This window comes from Flavobacterium sp. ALD4 (assembly GCF_002836475.1).
In the GTDB taxonomy this organism is placed as follows: Bacteria; Bacteroidota; Bacteroidia; order Flavobacteriales; family Flavobacteriaceae; genus Flavobacterium.
Genome location: NZ_PJBJ01000022.1, coordinates 496,249 through 514,983 on the forward strand (window position 1 = coordinate 496,249; position 18,735 = coordinate 514,983).

18 protein-coding genes and 1 tRNA gene are annotated in these 18,735 nt (G+C 34.5%); 13 read left to right on the top strand and 6 right to left on the bottom strand.

From position 1 onward, the window contains the following. The first annotated feature begins 12 nt into the window (after positions 1-12). Together CXF59_RS02200 and CXF59_RS02205 are read left to right on the top strand one after the other, a co-directional pair. Complete coding sequence (locus tag CXF59_RS02200; RefSeq protein WP_101136067.1) at positions 13-3,186, top strand: efflux RND transporter permease subunit; 3,174 nt, start codon at positions 13-15, stop codon at positions 3,184-3,186. Beyond that, complete coding sequence (locus CXF59_RS02205) at positions 3,170-4,597, top strand: TolC family protein (RefSeq protein ID WP_101136068.1); 1,428 nt, start codon at positions 3,170-3,172, stop codon at positions 4,595-4,597. The genes CXF59_RS02200 and CXF59_RS02205 overlap by 17 nt, the downstream gene beginning before the upstream one ends. 66 nt (positions 4,598-4,663) lie before the next feature. Here CXF59_RS02205 and CXF59_RS02210 read toward each other — a convergent pair whose 3' ends face one another. The 3 genes from CXF59_RS02210 to CXF59_RS02220 all read right to left on the bottom strand — a co-directional run bounded on the left by CXF59_RS02210 (position 4,664) and on the right by CXF59_RS02220 (position 7,059). Continuing rightward, entirely contained in the window at positions 4,664-5,233 is a 570-nt protein-coding gene (locus tag CXF59_RS02210) for a pentapeptide repeat-containing protein (protein ID WP_101136069.1), read from the bottom strand. Positions 5,234-5,348: 115 nt separating this feature from the next. After that, a complete protein-coding gene (locus CXF59_RS02215) occupies positions 5,349-5,600 on the bottom strand; it encodes a hypothetical protein (protein ID WP_157824500.1) in 252 nt (83 codons plus the stop codon). Between the two features lie 463 nt (positions 5,601-6,063). Further along, positions 6,064-7,059: a metal-dependent hydrolase gene (locus CXF59_RS02220; RefSeq protein WP_101136071.1), complete on the bottom strand. Its 996-nt coding sequence runs from the start codon at positions 7,057-7,059 to the stop codon at positions 6,064-6,066. A gap of 768 nt (positions 7,060-7,827) precedes the next feature. On the opposite strand from CXF59_RS02220, the gene CXF59_RS02225 reads away from it, so the two are divergent. From CXF59_RS02225 to CXF59_RS02255, 6 genes are all read left to right on the top strand, one after another. Further along, complete coding sequence (locus CXF59_RS02225; protein WP_101136072.1) at positions 7,828-8,121, top strand: Bor family protein; 294 nt, start codon at positions 7,828-7,830, stop codon at positions 8,119-8,121. Between the two features lie 459 nt (positions 8,122-8,580). Continuing rightward, positions 8,581-9,777 carry a hypothetical protein gene (locus tag CXF59_RS02235; protein WP_101136074.1) on the top strand — a complete coding sequence of 399 codons (1,197 nt, stop codon included), beginning with the start codon at positions 8,581-8,583 and terminating at the stop codon, positions 9,775-9,777. Between the two features lie 179 nt (positions 9,778-9,956). Continuing rightward, positions 9,957-10,322 (top strand): hypothetical protein, encoded by a 366-nt coding sequence (locus tag CXF59_RS02240; protein ID WP_101136075.1) that lies wholly within the window; start codon positions 9,957-9,959, stop codon positions 10,320-10,322. Positions 10,323-10,330: 8 nt separating this feature from the next. Beyond that, positions 10,331-10,747: a hypothetical protein gene (locus tag CXF59_RS02245; protein ID WP_101136076.1), complete on the top strand. Its 417-nt coding sequence runs from the start codon at positions 10,331-10,333 to the stop codon at positions 10,745-10,747. Between the two features lie 169 nt (positions 10,748-10,916). Next, positions 10,917-11,828 (top strand): ABC transporter substrate-binding protein, encoded by a 912-nt coding sequence (locus CXF59_RS02250; protein ID WP_101136077.1) that lies wholly within the window; start codon positions 10,917-10,919, stop codon positions 11,826-11,828. A gap of 169 nt (positions 11,829-11,997) precedes the next feature. Further along, the gene (locus tag CXF59_RS02255) at positions 11,998-12,738 is read left to right on the top strand and encodes an SDR family oxidoreductase (protein WP_101136078.1); all 741 of its coding nucleotides are present in this window, start codon (positions 11,998-12,000) and stop codon (positions 12,736-12,738) included. Between the two features lie 805 nt (positions 12,739-13,543). On the opposite strand, the gene CXF59_RS02265 is transcribed toward CXF59_RS02255, so the two are convergent. Further along, positions 13,544-13,617 (bottom strand) — tRNA-Arg (locus CXF59_RS02265). Between the two features lie 114 nt (positions 13,618-13,731). Here CXF59_RS02265 and CXF59_RS02270 point away from each other — a divergent pair. Next, the gene (locus CXF59_RS02270) at positions 13,732-14,244 is read left to right on the top strand and encodes an adenine phosphoribosyltransferase (RefSeq protein WP_101136079.1); all 513 of its coding nucleotides are present in this window, start codon (positions 13,732-13,734) and stop codon (positions 14,242-14,244) included. Here the strand turns inward: CXF59_RS02270 and CXF59_RS02275 are convergent. Next, positions 14,241-14,381, bottom strand: a complete 141-nt coding sequence (locus CXF59_RS02275; protein ID WP_101136080.1) for an SsrA-binding protein — start codon at positions 14,379-14,381, stop codon at positions 14,241-14,243. The genes CXF59_RS02270 and CXF59_RS02275 overlap by 4 nt on opposite strands. 222 nt (positions 14,382-14,603) lie before the next feature. Continuing rightward, positions 14,604-15,866: an MFS transporter gene (locus CXF59_RS02280; protein WP_101136081.1), complete on the bottom strand. Its 1,263-nt coding sequence runs from the start codon at positions 15,864-15,866 to the stop codon at positions 14,604-14,606. 96 nt (positions 15,867-15,962) lie between these two features. Between CXF59_RS02280 and CXF59_RS02285 the strand changes: the two genes are divergently transcribed. The 4 genes from CXF59_RS02285 to CXF59_RS02300 are packed head-to-tail and all read left to right on the top strand — an operon-like array spanning position 15,963 to position 18,704. Beyond that, positions 15,963-16,565, top strand: coding sequence for a DUF1684 domain-containing protein (locus CXF59_RS02285; protein ID WP_101136082.1), 603 nt, complete (start codon positions 15,963-15,965; stop codon positions 16,563-16,565). Beyond that, positions 16,565-17,221, top strand: a complete 657-nt coding sequence (locus CXF59_RS02290; RefSeq protein WP_101136083.1) for a TatD family hydrolase — start codon at positions 16,565-16,567, stop codon at positions 17,219-17,221. The genes CXF59_RS02285 and CXF59_RS02290 overlap by 1 nt, the downstream gene beginning before the upstream one ends. Positions 17,222-17,272: 51 nt before the next feature. Continuing rightward, the gene (locus CXF59_RS02295) at positions 17,273-17,986 is read left to right on the top strand and encodes a ThiF family adenylyltransferase (protein WP_101136084.1); all 714 of its coding nucleotides are present in this window, start codon (positions 17,273-17,275) and stop codon (positions 17,984-17,986) included. A gap of 43 nt (positions 17,987-18,029) precedes the next feature. Then, positions 18,030-18,704, top strand: a complete 675-nt coding sequence (locus tag CXF59_RS02300) for an HAD family phosphatase (protein WP_101136085.1) — start codon at positions 18,030-18,032, stop codon at positions 18,702-18,704. Positions 18,705-18,735: the final 31 nt, after the last annotated feature.

Genomic DNA, 18,735 nt, shown 5'->3' on the forward strand with positions numbered 1-18,735 from the left:
AAAAATATAAAAATGTTTAATAAATTTATCCAAAGACCTGTTTTGTCGATAGTTATATCGCTAATAATTGTCTTTTTAGGGGTGATATCGGTGATGAATTTACCTATTACCCAATTCCCGTCTATTTCACCACCAATGGTAAATGTTACAGCAGACTACCCTGGTTCTAATGGAGAATTGATGATTAAATCGGTTATTATTCCTTTAGAACGAGCCTTGAATGGTGTTCCAGGTATGAAATACATGACTTCTGATGCCGGAAATGACGGTGAAGCAAGTATTCAAGTCGTATTCAACTTAGGTACTGATCCTAATCAAGCGGCTATTAATGTTCAAAATCGTGTGGCATCGGTTGTTAATAAACTTCCACCATTAGTGGTTAGGGAGGGTGTTAAAATTACTCGTGAAGTTCCTAGTATGTTGATGTACGTCAATCTTTTTAGTACCGATAAAGGAACTGACCAAAAGTTCTTGTATAATTATGCTGATATCAATGTTTTATCTGAATTGAAAAGGGTAAATGGTGTTGGTTCTGGAGATATTCTAGGGACTCGTGAATATGCTATGCGTATTTGGTTGAAACCCGATCGTATGTTAGCCTATAAAATTTCTACCGATGAGGTAATGGAGGCTTTATCAAGTCAAAGTTTAGAAGCTTCACCGGGAAAAACGGGGGAAGCCTCTGGTAAACGTTCACAAGCATTTGAATATGTATTAAAATATTCAGGTCGATTTACGACCGAAAAGCAATATGGAAATATAGTATTAAGATCAAATGCAAACGGCGAAATATTAAGATTAAAAGATGTTGCAAATATTGAGTTTGGAAGTTCGATGTATGATATTTACTCGAATTTAAATGGTAAACCATCTGCAGCAATTGTATTAAAACAATCCTTTGGTAGTAACGCAAATCAAGTTATAGAAGATGTAAAAGCCAAATTAGAAACTATCAAGAAAAAATTCCCAAAAGGAATGGATTATGAAATTTCGTATGATGTTTCTAAATTCTTGGATGCTTCTATCGAAAAAGTAATTCACACTTTAATCGAAGCTTTTATTTTGGTAGGATTAGTGGTGTTTCTTTTCTTGGGGGATTGGCGTTCTACAATTATTCCGGCAATTGCGGTGCCAGTTTCGTTGGTAGGAACTTTTATGTTCATGCAATTCTTCGATATTTCACTTAACTTAATTACGTTGTTTGCTTTGGTTTTGGCTATTGGAGTCGTCGTCGATGATGCTATTGTAGTTATTGAAGCCGTCCATGCAAAAATGGAAGAAGAGCATCTTTCTGCTTTAAAAGCGACTAAAAAAGCGATGCATGAAATTTCTGGAGCTATTGTGGCGATAACCTTTTTGATGGCTGCAGTATTTATTCCAGTTGCGTTTATGTCTGGCCCAGTTGGGGTGTTTTATAGACAATTCTCTATCACGATGGCAACAGCAATTATTCTTTCGGGGATCGTGGCGTTGACATTGACACCTGCACTTTGTGCTATGATGTTAAAAAATAATCATGGTCAACCTAAAAAGAAAACGCCTATCAATAGGTTTGTAGATGGTTTTAACAACACGTTTAACCTTGCTCAAGGTAAATACCAAAATTTACTGGGGAAAATTATAAATAGAAGAGCGATTACTTTTATTGCACTTGTAGGATTTTGTGCGGGAACATGGTTAATCAGTATTACCGTTCCTTCTGGATTTATCCCGAATGAGGATCAAGGGATGTTTTATGCCATTATTCAAACACCTCCAGGATCTTCATTAGAAAGGACTAATGATATTTCAGTAAAGTTGCAAAAAATTGCAGAAGGCGTTGAAGGTGTGAAATCGGTTTCTTCTTTAGCAGGGTATGAAATTTTGACTGAAGGTACTGGATCTAATGCTGGAACTTGTTTGATTAATCTCAAGGACTGGGACGATAGAAAGCACTCTGTTGTAGAGATTATGGCAGAATTAGAAGAGAAATCTAAAGATATTCCTGGTGCAAACATCGAATTTTTTCAACCGCCTGCCGTACCAGGATATGGCGCTGCCGGAGGATTTGAGCTTCGTTTATTGGATAAAACGGGTTCAGGTGATTACAAAAAAATGGAGGTGATTAATAATGATTTTGTCAAAGAGCTGAACAAACGCAAAGAATTATCTAATGTATTCAGTTTTTTTAGCGCCAGTTTTCCGCAGTATATGATGAAAGTCGATAATGACTTAGCTCAACAAAAGGGAATATCCATTGAGAATGCAATGAATACCTTGTCTACATTAGTGGGGAGTAATTATGAGATTAGTTTTATTAAATACGGAATTAATTACAAAGTAATTGTACAGGCGTCTCCTGAATACCGCGCATTGCCAGAGGATATTTTGAAACTCTACGTAAAAAATGACCGAGATGAAATGGTACCTTATTCTGCTTTCATGAAGTTGGAAAAAGTATATGGATTATCGGAGATTACTAGACATAATATGTATACTTCTACAGAGATTAGTGGTTCTGCTGCCTCAGGATATAGTAGTGGTACAGCTATTAAAGTTATTCAAGAAGTTGCCGCTGAAAAATTACCAAGAGGGTATGATATTGATTGGGCAGGTATTTCTGCTGATGAGGTTTCACAAGGTAATCAGGCCATTTGGGTATTCCTTATCTGTTTAGGTTTTGTGTACTTAGTCTTAGCGGCACAATATGAAAGTTTTATTCTGCCTTTATCTGTAATTCTATCCTTACCAGCGGGTATATTTGGAGCCTTTCTTTTACTGAAATTGACAGGACTCGAAAACAATATCTATGCTCAAGTTGCCATGGTAATGTTGATTGGTTTGCTGGGTAAAAATGCGGTTTTGATTGTGGAGTTTGCCATTCAGCGACATGCAGCAGGGAAATCGGTACTAGAGGCTGCGATGGAAGGGGCAAAAGCAAGGTTCCGTCCTATTTTGATGACATCATTTGCTTTTATTGCAGGTCTGCTACCATTGGTATTTGCTACAGGGCCAGGTAAAATTGGTAATAGAACTATTGGAACAGCCGCAGCAGGAGGGATGCTTATTGGTACAATTTGCGGTGTATTTGTAATTCCGGGATTGTATTACATCTTTGGTCGAATAGCAGAGAAATACAAGTTGGTAAAAAAGGAAGAAGAAAATCCATTAACTGAAGAAATTGATAACAATGAAGTTCATAAATAAAAATAGTATTGCCATAGCTATCTGTATCATGGTAGTAGGCTGCAAAGCACCATCAGTTGTCGAAAGCGCTTCTAAAGTTGCTGTTCCAAACGCATTTGTTACTAGTACGGATACCACTTCTATTGCAAGTATGAAGTGGAGAAATTTCTTTACTAATACGAACCTACAAAACTTGATTGATACTGCACTTCAAAACAATCAAGAGTTGCAGATTACGTTGCAGGAAATTGAAATAGCCAAAAATGAAGCACGAATTAGAAAAGGATTTTTATTACCAACAGTAGGTCTTAGAGCGGGTACTGGTGTCGAAAAAGTAGGACGTTATACTAGTACGGGCGCGGGTGATGCATCTACTGAAATTTATCCAGGAAGAGAAATGCCTGATCCATTGACGGATTTTACTATTGGTGCTTACGCCAATTGGGAAGTAGATATTTGGCATAAGCTGCATACTGCCAAAAAAGCAGCAGTTACGCGCTATTTAGCAACAGTGGAAGGGAAAAATTTTGTGCTGACTAATCTTGTTGCCGAGGTGGCTAATTCATACTATGAATTACAGGCTTTGGATAACCAACTCCTAATTGTAAAACAAAATATTGCGCTTCAAAAAAGTGCTTTAGAGATTGTTAAATTGCAAAAAGAAGCGGCAAGAGGGACTGAATTAGCGGTACAGAAATTCCAAGCGGAGGTGCTTAAGTCACAAAGTATGGAGTATGATATTAATCAAAGCATCAAGGAGACAGAGAATAGAATCAATTTTCTCTTAGGGCGTTTTCCTCAGGAAATCCTAAGAGACAGAACTGCTGTTTTAAGTATCATTCCTGAATCTATATATGCAGGGATTCCTTCGCAATTGCTAACGAATCGTCCGGATATTAAACAAGCCGAATTAGAATTGGCTGCAGCCAAATTAGATGTAAAAGTTGCGAGAGCGGAGTTTTTTCCTTCTTTCGGGATTTCAGCAGGAGTTGGGTATAATGCATTCAAAACCTCTTTCTTGTTTAAGTCACCTGCTTCATTACTGTACTCTTTAGCAGGAGATTTAGCGGCCCCATTAATTAATAGGAATGCCATTAAAGCCGAGTTCAGTAGTGCTAATGCAAGACAAATTCAGGCGATGTATAACTATGAGCGTGTAATTTTAAATGCGTATTTGGAAGTGTCAAACCAACTTTCTAAAATTGATAACTTAGAAAAAAGCTATGATCTAAAATCAAAACAAGTAACTGCTTTAGACCGAGCTATCGATGTTTCGAATGATTTGTTTAAGTCAGCCAGAGTTGATTATTTGGAAGTTTTACTGACACAACGAGATGCACTTGAAACAAAATTGGAATTAATAGAAACTAAAAAAGACCAATTGAAAGCCGTTGTTAATGTGTATAAAGATCTTGGAGGCGGTTGGAGATAGTTACCAATTTAATTCAAAAATAAGAGTCGGGAGTTTTTCCCGGCTTTTTTTTTGTGCTAAACCACCTTATTCGACAATAATATTGTATTTGGTTAACAATCCTTTTAGACCTTCAATAGAAAACTGAGCTTTTTTCAGTTTTGTTTTTGTGGGATCGATTGAGTAGTTATAGCTAGTTCTAAAGTCGGCTTTGTCGGCAATTGCTTTTTCAAATTCTGAACGATATAAATCACAGTTGCTAAATAAGACCGCTGTTAAATTAGTGCTCATAAAGTCAACGGCAACGAGGCTACTGTTAGTGAATGTAGTCCCTTTCATCTTTAACGTATAAAATTTGGAGAAATCCAAAACACACTGTTTAAAATGAACTTCAAAAATGAGTTTGTCGCACATGGCAAAATTCACTTCGGTCATTTTACATTTATTAAAAAAAACCGTTCTTAAAGCAACATGGTTTATCTTTGAACTAGTGAAATCGCAAGAATTGAAGTGGCAGTCGATAAAAGTTACCGCAATAAAGTTACATTCTGAGAAATCACAATTGGTAAATGTACAAGATTCAAATTCCTTGAAATTAACTTCGTTTTCACCGTAAGTGATGTCATTGTATTGTAAATCAAGGTTGTATTCAGACATTGTAAGGGTTGGAATTGCTTTTGCAAAAAGAGATTTCTACGACGGCTAAATTATTGTTTAATTGTGTAAAGCCCACTATCTATTAGCTGCTGTTTTTAGTTTTATTTACGGTTTATTAAAACTTGTAATTTATTTTTAATTGGATTCGATCCAGATATTTGTTCAACAACTCGCCTTGTTTGAACGTTTTTTTATAAAGACGTTCTGTAGTGTTGCGTTCATAATAAATTTCAACGTAAAAAGTATTTATTGCATAAAGTTCGATTGCAATATTATCTTTCAAATACAAGTCCACGCGAGCGCCTTTTTCCCAGGTCGCGTCGTATTGCTCTTCGTCCGAAAGTTTTAAAAATTCAAATAGTTTCATTTGTACCAATTTTAAAAGTTTTATCCCAGCCTTGTGGTCTTCAATTCCAACATTGGTAGTCAAAAAAATATATATTCCAGTTGTTCTCCTTAAAAATTTCCAACAGAACTGTTTTCTGACTTGTCTTTTCTCAAATATAGTGAAAGCATTAATTTATTTATGTGATATGGGGAGAAACTTCCTTCAGAATTAGCACAGGCAATGCAGCTTAGTCGTTATTGCTTTTAAAACAAAGGGCAGTACTATCATAATAGAGTACACTGATAGCGGCGTCAGCGCTTGACTGGAGCAAATAAAAGCAAAGAATGAACTGTTGAAAGTATAGATTAGTTCACGAAGTCTTGATAACACAAAGCACCAGAATCAGTATGAAAGCTCAGGTGACGAGTTATTAGCATTAAAAAAAAAGAATTTAGGTCAGACTATGATTGCAAATCGCATAAATAAAGAATTATAAGGCCTACTAGTTTCCTTTTAACCGTTTTGCTATTTTTAAAAGTAAACGCTTTCCGTCTCTTTTGCTTTTTGGAACTTCAACTGCTTTTAATTCAGATTCAGTTGCAATAAATTCATAGCTAAAAGCAAATTGAGGGTTTTCTGGATTGTCATTTAATAGACCAAAGCGTAAATCATTGAAATATAAAGATTTATTTTTTTGAGAGATGATATACCATCCTTCACTTGCTTTCTTTAGTTTTTTAAAATCTGAATTTCCATTTAACTGTGATTCTAAAGCTTTGTTTTTGTTGTAGGTAGTAAATGTAATAGCTTGACTGTCGAATAGGGAATAGTCAGCTAATAAATAACTAGCTGTTGTCGCTACATTGGCATTCCATAAAATGATATTGAAAGCGGTGGGTTTTACAATAATGGCAGCATAAGCGATTCCCTGTTTATTCAATGCTTTTTCAAATTGGTGCAAAGCGTAGAGTTTTATAGAACAAGATAAAAGCAGATAAAAACTACTGACGAGTAGGCCTTTGGTTATGTGTTTTTTGCGAAGTCGAGCGTCTTTTGTTTTCCATACCATAATTAATGCAATGACAAGCGGAATAGTGTAGAGCGGATCTACTACAAAGATTGTTTTTAGTGCAAACCGATAGTCTAAAGGCCATAAAATTTGTGTCCCCCAAGAGGTAAACATATCTAATACTACATGGGTAAATAGACACCCAAAAGCCATAATAGAAGCGGGAAGGAAGTCAATCCTGTTTTTTTCTAGTTTTGAAATAATCCACCCTAAAAGAGGAGATAAAAATAAAAACAGAAAGAGCGAGTGACTGATGCCGCGGTGAATCAGGACTGCATTTACAGGATCTAAAAAGAGACCAACAACAACATCTAAGTCGGGAATCGTGCCTAAAATAGAACCGTATAAAATTGTTTTGTTTTTAAGTTTTTTGCCAGCACATACTTCAGCTATGGCTATTCCTAAAGCTATTTGAGTAAAAGAATCCATTAAACAAAAGTAACGGAAATCAAATAAGATTTATAGGATAGGATTGTAAACTTTGATTTGAGATGTATTATTTAACAATAGTATTGCCCTAGTTTAGGACAGTTGTACTGCCAAAAGAAAATTGAATCTAAAAAAAAAGAGGTTACTTAGTTTCACTATCTGACCGCGCTTTTATATGCGATAATGTTTAGGGACAGATCCACAAGAAGCATTTTAATATGCACTAGAGCGGGAAAGTAACGAAATAGTACAAAAGGTTTTAGATATAATAAAGTTGTCGGAGAGTTATCCTTTGGGAATACTTGAAAAATTGCTGATGATATAAAAATATAACCGTTCAGAGATGAGCGTTTTTTTATAAAATATCACTAAAAGTGGGTATTGTATTAATTAATTGATAAGCTTTATTTTGTTTTTTTAGTTTGCTTAGTCGTACGTATTGCAGTAGATAATTATTGCATCGAAAAGCCTGCATCAAAAAAAAAAGCCATTTGATGATTTATAAGACAATTATTATATATTCGATAAGGTACAAAATGAAACTTCGTATCTACACCCAGTAAAGTGTAGATTGGCGAAGTTTCATTTCGCCTATATACAAGTTGTGGGCTAGTTAAACCAAGCAGTGCGGTTAAAAAAACTCTGGAAATAATATTGAAAAACTTGCTTATTAAGTTCTTAAATCGGAAAAGCATATAAACCGAATTAAAATAATGCCTAAAAAAAACTCAAAGTGAGTAAACAATAATAATTTTTAAAATGATTAGAATGAAAAGAACATTCAAAGTTTTGTCAATTGCTTTCGCAATGTCAATTATGTTAACGTCTTGTTTTTCATACACAAGCGTAGTTGGTAAAGGTGCACAAGGTAACTCTCAAGTTACTAAATGGAATCATTATGTAATTGGTGGTTTAGCACCAGTTGGAGTTTCAGACTCTAAAGAAATGTCTGGTGGAGCAACAGATTATACTGTATTTACAAGACAGAGTTTTGTAAACGGTTTAATTGCTGCAATCACTTTCAGTATTTATACTCCAACTACAACAACTGTAACAAAATAACAGAACCTAAGGCGGTAATAGTAAAATATTATCGCCTAACTTTAAATAAAATGAAAAAAACAATATTTTACGCATCGATAATTACCATATTGTATTTGATTTATATCATAACAAACATTTTTGTTTATCATTACGAAAAACTAAACAATTATGGAAATGGATTCTTAATTGGCAAAATATTATTGTTGTTAATTTCCGGTTTTGTAGTTTACAAAACAAATCCATTTAAACAAAAAAGTGAAAAGAGAAATTAAGACAACCCAAATAGCCAGCCCACAACCGCCGTTTGTCAATATGGCGGGTCTAGGCCTAATTTGAAGTTGGTTTTGTACTTGGAAAATAGTCATTAACCGAAAGTTTAGGCTTCCTTAATCCGCCACATCGCCAAGCGGCCAAACGTTGTGCACAATTTGAAAAAAAATAATTTTAACATGAAAATAAATAATTCTGCTCGATAATATGACTGAAGAATTAAATGGAATTGTAGTAAGTCACAAACCCATATCTGAATCGAGTCTAAAGAGACTACTATTAATATTCGATAAATTATATTTCATCCATCCAGAAGAAAATAAGCATTTAATACCTAATAATGTAGCAAAAATTAAGTTTCAAAATATGGAATTTAACATGGCTGATTATGGTGTTATGTATAATGGCGAAAACTACAATTTAATCGAGGACAATCTTTTAGATAAATTTGATTATGCCATTAATAAAGGTATCATTCGAATTTTAGACTTAAAAATCAAAAAATTTTATGAAAAGAATTGGCTACCGCTCCGATTATCATATGACTTTGATACTGGAAATGCTGATTTATTAAATAACTTTTTACCTCTAACTGTAAAAGAAAATAATATATCTATGCAAACTGGTATATTCAGAGGTGGATTTATTAGTCCTTCGAACATAAAATTATATCCGGACATTCCAGCTCAAATCTCATTTTTTACAGAAGTAGAAAATAAAGATTTTCATTTAGACCATCAACTTTTGTCCATAACAGGAAGATTAAATAGAACTCTGGCTATAAGCCATGAGTTTAATCTAATACCAATTTTTATAAACGAAAATTTAGCAAGAGCATATTCTCATAAAATTGAAATCGCAAAAAACAACAAAGAGAGTAAATTAAATATGGAGTTTTTAAAACATAATAGAACTGAACTAGAAAGTGTTCAGTTTCTTTTACACAAAATTTCAGAAATACTTTTACCAGACGATATTATAAATGAAATTTCAGTTAAAGAATTAATTTTCGCTAGGAATAGCACTTATAATGAATGTATTAAATTAAGAAGAAAGTTAATCAAAACAATTACTTTTTTAAGTGAAACGAATTTTGACGACAAGTTTTTAAAAGATGTAGATAATTACATAAAAAAAGAGGTTGAGCCTTTAGTTAATGCATATCAAAAAAAGTTCGTTGAAAGCATGAACAAATTTTTACAACTGGCATTACCATTCGGAAGTACAGTGGCTGTTTCTGTATTAGGTATTCAACAAGGATTATCACCAATGGCAATAGCATATTTAGGAGGCATTTCTGGAACAGTAGGACAAGTTACAACTGAATTATCAAATTATATTTTAAAGAAAAGATCAAAGAAAACGAATAATACGTTTTCTTATTTTATTAATTTGAAAGAATAAAACTGTACACAACAACGTATAAAATTTATGCTTAGAGTTAAACAAAAATTGAAAACCAAAACAACCAACTAGCATTTGTGCTAGGCTGAAAATCTTCAGGATTTTAAGCCACACAAATCTTATACAAAACCGTAGGTTATACTTTGACAATCAGAATAGAAAACGAGAAAACTTCGAAAATGGAAAAAGAAAGTGTGAAAATAAAATTTGAAGAGCATTTTAAATTGTTTGTGCTTCTGAAAGATAAAATTGCATTTGAATCTGAATTCCTGGAAAACGGAGTCGACTTTTATTTTGAAGAAAAACAGCCAAACATTACATGTGGGATTAGATATTTTTTGCGTGATGTTGACAGACCAAAAATCGACAAGATTGTTATTGAGAATGGAATTATTGCAAGTACTGAAACAATTCCAAGTTATGACTATGGAGATCAACAAAAAGTGCAAAAAATTTACGCAATAACTGCTTGTGTCGTTGTTGTAATTATCTTAATTGTTTTCGCTATGGTTGAGTTATTTAAAGAGGAACATTGGCTACAATAAAGTTATCTATGAAAAAAATTCTATTCATTATTTGTTCGTTAATTCTCATTTCTTGGAAGGAAGAAGAAACTGTGAAACAAACCAAATTTATACAGACAGTTACCGAAAAAAATGCAAGACTAAATAATGAACATCCAAAGCAGACCAAAATAATTAATCCAAAATTTAATTTGAAATTGCTTTATGGAATTTGGACATACGACCTGGAAGGACCACACGCAGACTTTGAGTTAACAAAAAAATCATTTTATGTTGTAGATTATGACGGAAATGGAGATATGCCATATATCATAAACCAAGACACAATAACAGTTTATTACCCTGACTATGTAAGTGTTGGAATAATTAAAAGCGTAACAAAAGACACTTTAAAAATAGATTGGGACAAAAACGGAATAGTTAATTGCGTTAAATGGAAACAATGAGTACAGCCTATAACAGCTATTACAACGGATTTGGGGAATTGGCTGATTGGGAAAATGGTTTTGTATTTGCCAGTTTAGCGATAACCGAAAAAGAATTCTTAATTTAGTCCCAAACCCGCTGTAGTAGCGAAACGTTAGTATTAATTTTTAAATAAACACAGATATCAAAATGATAAAATTAAAATTAGCACTTGACTGGACTCCAAATATCAATCATATCGGATTCTTAATTGCAAAAGAATTAGGATTTTACAAACAACAAGGTATAGACCTTGAAATTTTAAATCCGCAAGATGATAATTACGCAATGACGCCAGGAAAAAAATTAGAGCTTGGTGTTGCAGACTTTGCAATTGCTCCTTTTGAGACGGTTATAAGTTTGAACAATAAAGTGAATCAAGTTCAAGCAATAGCGATTTACGCTATTTTGCAAAAAGATTTAAGTTGTATTGCTACGCTAAAATCTTCAAATATTACATCACCAAAGTTGCTCGATGGTAAAACATATGCCTCATATAAGGCTCGTTATGAAGACCATATAGTGAAACAAATGATTAAAAATGATGGAGGGGAAGGTGATTTAAATATAATATATCCAGATAAACTTGGTATTTGGAATACGCTGTTAAGTGGTAAAGCAAATGCTACTTGGATTTTTGACAACTGGGAGGGAATTGAGGCAAGCAGTAAGAATATTGAACTAGATAAGTTTACATTAGATGAGTTCAATATTCCTTATGGCTATTCACCTATTGTATTGACAAAAAAAGAAAATATAACAAAGCATAAAGTGCCTTATTCAGAGTTTATTAAAGCCACTCAAAAAGGTTTTTTATTTACAAAAAATAACCTGACTGAATCAGTAGACATTTTAAAGCGTTACGTAACTGAGTACGATTTAAAAAATATCGATTTAGAAAAATCAATATCTTTTTCAATACCTCATTTTGGTGACGAATTTAATTGTGGTGTAATGAAACAAGAAAGAGTATTAAGTTTTACAAAGTGGCTTATAGACAACGGATTAGAAGACAAAGTGATTTTAAATCAAAATCTATTTACAAATGAATTATTTGAATAAAACTACTGCTAACGACCATTTTGAGTTAGCTGGAATTTAGTGGAATTACCGTTTCGCATCAAGTTTTCGTTAAACCGAAAATTGAGCGGTTACGAAATCCACAGCAAGTACAAGCGTGGGAAACGTTAGCTGCAAGCTGACAGAAACTAATAAAAACAAAAGATAATAAATGGAAAAATTAAAAGGAAAAGTAATAATCATAACAGGTTCTTCAAGAGGTATTGGATTGACCATTGCCAAAACTCTTGCTAAAAATGGTGCAAATGTGGTGGTTAATTATTCAGGCAGTGAAGAAACTGCAAAAAGTGTAGTAAATGAAATTTTACAAAGTGGTGGACAAGCAATTGCTATCAAAGCTGACGTTAGCAAATCGGAAGACGTAAAAAGATTATTTCAAAAAACCATTGAGAAGTTTGAAAAAATTGATGTGTTGATAAACAATGCTGGAATTGCAATTTATAAATTGATCAAAGACACAACGGATGAAGATTTTGTTAGAATTTTTGATATAAATGTAAAAGGAGTATTCAATACAATGAGAGAGGCGTCTACACTTTTAGCAGATAATGGAAGGATAATAAATTTTTCGAGTTCTGTAACACGACTTATGTTGCCGACTTATGGAACATATTCCGCCACTAAATCTGCAGTTGAACAGCTGACTAGAGTTTTTGCGAAAGAAGTAGGAAATAAAGGAATTACAGTAAACTCTATTTCGCCAGGTCCAGTTAATACGGAACTTTTCAAACAAGGAAAAAATGAGGAGGTGATAAACCGTTTGGCTTCAATGTCTGCTTTTAATCGAATTGGCGAACCTGAAGACATTGCAAAAATCATCTTATTTCTTGTAGATGATGATTCAAAATGGATAACAGGACAAAATATCGGAGCAAATGGTGGATTTGCTTAACTTATAAAGCTAGCGGCTAACAAACTGTATAATTAATGGCTGCATAGTGCTAAATTTAAAGTTTAGTTCTTTTAATTGAGTTCTGTGATAACTGAAAAATTAAGCATTTAAACGACACTAATCATACAGTAACCGTTAGGCGATATTTTATTAAAATTAAAAGAAATTTTCACTCATCTCTGTCTTTGTTTCTCGAATGTTGATTTCATAGCATATCCTTAAAAAGAAGATTTAAAGGTTGAAATAACCATTCAGTCCCTATTGTTAGAATATATACTATACTATTTAGGGCGAATTTGCAATTTGTGACCACAAACTCATTAGATAAGTTAAACTAAACTAATTTCTGAAAACCATCCTATGAAATTTGGATTTAGAATACCTTCAATCGCCAAAAGAATTGCGCCACGAACTTCTGTAAAGAGAATCATTACAAATGAATTAAGGTGAAAAGTACCTCGAGGCTATGGATGGACAACCAATCCGAAAAAGTTTGTATGCAACAAGGTGTATAATAAAGCATCAACAGGTTGTATGTTTACTTTGTTAGCTTTTATAGCTATTCCGTTGAGATTGATCTCGATTCTAGTATGATGCGGAATTTATTTTTAGGGTGTTGTAATGAATGCTTAATTTTTGCTACTGCAGAGGTTTTCGACTTGATCCCTAATATTTATGATTAATTTTTGCCACTCCTTAGGTTTTGGACTTGATCCAGTTTAAGCTTGACAATACAGAAATCGTACATATTATGAAATAAAAAACCCTAAATCACTTAAAGTAAGTGTTTTAGGGTTTTATTTTGTGACCTTGACTGGATTCAAACCAGTAACCTCTTGAGCCGTAATCAAGTGCGCTATTCAGTTGCGCCACAAGGCCATATTGTTTTGCGAATCGTTGTTTTCATAAATCTTATGTCAACGTGTTTGCGGGTGCAAAGATAAGTATAAATGTGTAAATTGCAAGTCTATTTTAACATAAAAATCAAAAAAAATGCCGTTAGCAAATTATATACGTGATATTCAGGGATTTCCAAAAGAAGGAGTTTTGTTTAAAGACATCACACCCTTGTTAATTGACCCGAAAGCCACAAAAGAATGCCTAGAAATTCTGGTTTCATCGCTAAAAGATAAAAAAATAGACAAAGTCATTGGGGTGGAGAGTCGCGGCTTTTTCTTCGGGATGTTGATCGCTCAGGAACTGAACGTAGGCTTCGTGCCCGTCAGAAAACCCAATAAGCTGCCTTACGACACCATTTCGGCCTCCTATGAGCTGGAATACAGAACAGATACTCTGGAAATACATACTGATGCCATCCGTAAAGGCGATAGGGTGCTTATTCATGACGATGTTCTCGCTACCGGGGGCACGGCCAAAGCGGTTTGTGAATTAGTGGAGGAATTGGGCGGTGAAATCGTTCAGTTGAATTTCTTAATGGAAATCTCTTTTCTCAATGGAAGAGAAAAAATTAAGGAATATGAGATTTTTTCGGCGATTACTTATTAACGTAAAGCACGGGTTGTAACATAATAGCGGTAGCCAATGATTGCCATTTGCCATTTTTTGGCTTTGGCGAGATCCATTTGCTGTTTGCTGAAACTCGGTAACAATAGTTTATTGATTTTAGCTAGAATTTTAAACATAAGGATTTTGTTTTGGACAAAGGTATAAAAAAAAGTGGCCTGATGTCAGACCTTATTTTTCAGCTATTTATGGGAGTTTAATTCCGTTTTTATTTTTTCTTGGTGATAATTTCAATTGCACCATGTTCTGGAAATGGTGCCGCGTGAGGGATAGCAGCAATCCGCCGCAGCGCAACGCCCCACCGCATTGCTGAAAGGGGCTCTGTTAGGATTGTCTTAGTTTTACTCCTTCAGCAATGGGGGCACGCCCAAAGAATTACTATGAGAATAGTCTTTTTCTTTTTGGACGAGTTTTTGTAGCCAGATGCAACTTGCTACCGAGAGAACTCCTAAACTGCCCATTACAAACCAGTTCGCCTGATAGCCATATGCATCTATGATCGTCAGTCCGGTTTTAGAACTGGCAATATGCGCTAAGCTGAAACTCATGGTAAACAGAGCCATGTAGCGCCCTTCATGCCCTTTTGGAGCTCTACTTAATGCAAAAGAATTAGAGAAAGGGAAGATGAACATTTCACCAAAAGTGATGAAAAGAATGCTGACAATTAGCATTCCAGCCCAAATGTTTATCAGTAAAACATAGAAACTAAGAGACATCAGCATAGCACCCCAAAGAATAAGTCGGAGATGATCAATTTTTTTTCTTTGGCTGAAACTCACAATGGGCATTTCCAGAAAGAAAATCAGCAATCCGTTTAAGGATAATAAAAGGCCACTTTGAAACTCTGTTAATCCAAATCTTTCGTTGTGGTATAGCGGCAACGTAGTGAATAACTGGAAAAAAAGTACGGCAGTTATAAAGCAAACAAAGAGGAAGATCCAGAATATCTTGTCTTTAAAAACAGAGACTGGTTTTTCGGTTACCTTGTTTGCGGTATTTAAATCGGCAGATCTTTTACGTTCTTTCACTAAGAGGGTGAAAATTAAAATCGATACAATACAGGAACTTCCATCTACCCAGAATAATCCACTGTAGCCTATATTCATAATGATTAAACCACCTAAGGCGGGTCCGGCTGCGAAACCTAAATTCACCGCTAATCGAACTAAAGTCAATGATCTGGTACGATTCTCAGGTTTTGAATAGGTGGCAAGAGAGACAAACATGGCGGGACGAAACATATCTGCCACGGTCATGATGATAAACATTCCGCCGCATAATCCCCAAAAAGTACGTATGTATTGTATGAAAAAAAGTAGTATTCCGCTGGTGAACAAACTGAAAACCATTATTTTATAAAAACCTATTTTATCTGACAGTTTCCCCCCAAGCCAAGAACCTAACATGGATCCAAAACCAAAAGCGACCATAATCCAGCCTACTTCAGCGTAGGACAAGTTTAAATCTTCTTTTAAATATTTAGATAAAAATGGCAAAACCATCGTGCCTGCACGATTGATAAAAGTAATCAATGTAAGAATCCAAATTTCTCTCGAAAATCCTCTGTAATTATTGATATAGCGACTGAATGCGGTTGTGAGCATTTTGATTAGGATCTTTTTTGCAAAGATAGTTAAGTTTGTAACTCTCAGTCTTTGTTGCTTTGTAACTTTTAAACTATTTTTGCTCAAAGATAAAAAATGAAAAAAATTCTAATTCTAGTGTTTTTGACACAATCGAGTTTGGGTTTTGCCCAGGTAAAGTTTGATGGGAAGTCGGTAGAAAAATTTCAAAAGAAAATCAATACTGAATATGCTGATATTAAAACGAGCCCTCTTACTCTGGCAGACCTTGCTATATTTAAGTCACTTGATTTTTATCCGATAAATGAAAAGTTCTTTGTAACAGCGACTTTTGTTAGAACTGAAAAAGAGAAGCCATTCGGGATGAAAACATCAACGGAAAGAACACCATCCTACGTAAAATATGGCGAAGTGCATTTCATTATTGAGGGTCAACCGTTAAAACTGAACGTCTACAGGAACATGGAGCTTTCGAAAAAGAAAGAATTTAAAGAGTATCTTTTCTTGCCATTTTCGGATCTCACTTCGGGTAACGAAAGTTACATAGGAGGGAAGTATATCGATTTAAAGATACCTAAAGGAAATAGTATTGCGATTGATTTCAACACTTCATACAATCCGTATTGCGCTTATAATCACAAATATTCCTGCCCTATAGTGCCTTTAGAAAACGATTTGAATATCGAAATCAAGGCGGGAGTCAAAAAATTTCACGACTAATGAAATTCTTCAATTTTCATACCCACAGCTATACGAACCAGCCTAATGTGCTGGAACTGGTCAATCAATATCCTCAGGAGTTTGATGCCTCGATTCCTTTTTATTCCATAGGGATTCATCCCTGGCACATCGTTGAGGGAAGGGTCGAATCCGATTTGGAGATAATAGAAAATAAGTTGCAGGAAAAGAATTGCCTTGCGATAGGAGAATGCGGTCTAGACAAAAGGATTGAATTGCCGATTGATTTGCAGCAAGCGGTTTTCGAAAAGCAATTGCTTTTGGCACAAAAACACAATAAACCAGTTGTAATTCATTGCGTAGCGGCTTTTCAGGAAGTAATCGCCATTAAGAAAAAGCTGAACATCACCGTTCCCATGATCATTCATGGTTTTTCTAAAAATGAGCAAACGGCAAAGCAATTACTGGACAATGGATTTTTCATTTCGTTCGGCAAGTACCTGTTGAGAAATCCGGAACTGGAATCCGTTTTTAAAAGTGTCCCCGACGATAGATTTTTTCTTGAAACGGATACTGTTGAAGAAAATATAGATGTTGTATATGCTTTGGCGGCTAAATATAAGGACGTAAATTTGGAAGAAATCCAAAAACAAATAAATAGTAATTTTCAAGCCGTTTTTAAAAAAAGCGTGATTTAAAATAACAAATACTTAAAAGGATATTTTTTTTAAACTTTAAACAGACAAGCAATGGCAGAATGGACAGAGAGAGCAGAACTTCTATTTAAAAAGGAAGGATTAGAAAGATTGCAAAATGCTAACGTTTTAGTAGTTGGACTGGGCGGCGTAGGCTCGTTTGCCGCAGAATTTTTGGCTCGTGCAGGAGTGGGAGCTATGACAATTGTAGATGGTGATGTAGTGGATATTACAAATATAAACAGACAGTTACCAGCTTTACATTCTACTGTGGGACTACCTAAAATAAAGATAGTAGGAGATCGATTGATGGATATTAATCCAGCATTGAAACTGACACAAGTACAGGAATTCCTTTCGCCAGAACGCGCTTTCGAAATAGTTACTGACGAGTTTGATTATGTGTTGGATTGCATTGATAGCGTGACTCCGAAATTAAATTTGATTATTGGCGCCAAGCGAAAAAGAGTTAAAATAATCTCGAGTATGGGTGCTGGCGGAAAGATGGAAGCTTCAAAAGTGAAAGTGTCGGATATAGGAAATACAGAGAATTGCTTTTTGGCAAAAACCATCCGCAAAAGATTAAAAGAGCATAAAATTGATAAGTTGAAAGTCGTTTTTTCGTCAGAAATTCAAGATGATGAAAGTTTGAAAATGACAGATGGTTCCAATTACAAAAGATCGTTTTATGGAACTAACAGTTATATGCCAGGGTTGTTTGGCTTGTATGCTGCAGAAACCGTGATTCGTTATTTACTTAAAAAATAGTATTTAGTTTCAGAAATTAGGTCTAAAAATTTAAACTCATAAGATGATACAAACAGTAATTTTCGATATGGATGGCGTCATAGTGGACACGGAGCCCGTACACCGTTATGCTTATTTTCAGCATTTTGACGAATTAAATATTAAAGTGACTGAAGAGATGTTCACCTCATTTACCGGAAATTCGACTCGAAATGTTTTTCAAAATTTGAAAACCATTTTTAATCTCGAACAGGAAGTGGAAGATCTTATTCAGAGAAAAAGAACTATTTTCAATAATGCTTTTGACACCAAAGCAGATTTAGAATTATTAGAGGGAGTAGAAAGGCTAATCATAGATTTTCATGATAAAGGAATGCAGTTGATTTTAGCTTCATCAGCTTCAAAAGTGACAATTGAGCGGGTCTTTGGGCGCTTTAAGTTGCATAGCTATTTTACGCATATTGTGAGCGGTGAGGACTTTCCAAAATCCAAACCGGATCCTGCAATTTTTGTACATGCCGCTTCTTTATCAATCGCTTCTACAGCAAATTGTATTGTGATAGAGGACAGTACAAACGGTGTTAGAGCAGCTAAAGCTGCTGGGATTTATTGCGTAGGGTACAATAGTATTCATTCCAAATCGCAAGATTTATCAGAAGCGGATGTCATCATTAACCATTTTGCAGAGTTAGATTTTGAAAAAGTAACATTTATTCAATCCAAATTAGGGAATAATTAACATATAAAAATATCTGAATTTGTAAATTTGG